The organism is Variovorax glucosi (assembly GCF_051216695.1).
Taxonomy (GTDB): Bacteria; Pseudomonadota; Gammaproteobacteria; order Burkholderiales; family Burkholderiaceae_C; genus Variovorax.
The window spans coordinates 1-1,015 of record NZ_JBPJZE010000441.1 but is presented as its reverse complement, the minus strand read 5'-3'; the positions used below and the strand labels follow the sequence as shown (position 1 = coordinate 1,015).

Annotated in this window: 2 protein-coding genes; both read right to left on the bottom strand. The window is 67.6% G+C overall.

Annotated elements, in window-relative coordinates:
- Positions 1 to 537, bottom strand: a 537-nt coding sequence (locus ACSFA3_RS26355) for a DUF3348 domain-containing protein (RefSeq protein ID WP_435508240.1), incomplete at its 3' end; no start/stop codon positions are given.
- Positions 538 to 650: 113 nt separating this feature from the next.
- The coding region (locus ACSFA3_RS26350) for an FAD-dependent monooxygenase (RefSeq protein WP_435508239.1) at positions 651 to 1,015 on the bottom strand (365 nt) is incomplete at its 5' end.

Sequence of the window (1,015 nt, the reverse complement as noted above, 5' to 3'; positions counted from 1 at the left end):
GCTGGCCTTGCGGAGGCGCTCGAAATGCTTTACGAGAATGCCCGGCACGGCCGAGAGCAGGCTTTGCTCGCGCGCCTCCAACACCTGTGCCATGACCACGTCCACGGACGCGAGCCGGGCCATGGACGGCGACTTTGCCGCCAGCGCCGAGCGCAGCCGGCTGCGCAGCGAGCCGACGCCTGCTTCCATCGCCTGTTGCCGGGCGAGGTAGCGTCGGCGGTAGGGGGTGAAGTCGGGCGTTGCGTCCTTGCTGGTGCCGAAGGTGATGTCTTCGACGGTGGCGTTTGCCAGCGCGGTTCGCACGCGTTGGCATTCGCTTTCTTCGGTGTTGCGGGGAGCGCGCGTGCTGGCCTGTGTCGTTGCCGGTGTGCCATCGAGCGCTGCGGACAGCGAGATGGCATCGGTCCAGCCGAACCACTGGCTCAATCGGTCAGCGGTGGGTTGCGCGGGTTCGCGAGCGTTGATGTCGGCCAGTCGGGAGAGCAAGCGAATGAGCGCTGAGCTATTGAAACCTGTGCGCTGTGAAACTTGCCCCATACCGCTTGAACGCGCCTCTCCGAAAAACCTGGCAGTCTACAACAGGGGCCCCTCTTCACGGCCTCCCTGGCCGCCCTGCTGGGCCTCGGCTGTGTAACGAATTGCCAGTTACATCACGGCGCGCGCGGCGATGACACGTGCTCGGGCCGCACGCCCATTCCCACGGGTCGCGCCGGTAGCCGGCGCAGCAGCGGCCAGCGTGCCAGCAGCCGCAGCGGCCAGGGCACGTGCCCAGTCTTGGCCGTCAGCTCGCCGTCGAGCACGCTCATCAGCACGCGGTCTTGTATGAAGCGCTGTACGGCCTGCGTTATGCGCACAGGCCATTCCCTGCGGCGCTGCAGCTGGGGCAGCAGGGTGTCGATCTCCTTCTCGGTCGCGGTGCCGGCCAGCGCCGTGGCCAGCAGATTCGCGGCAGCCACGGCATCTTGCACGGCGAGGTTGATGCCGACGCCGCCCACCGGCGACATCGCATGCGCGG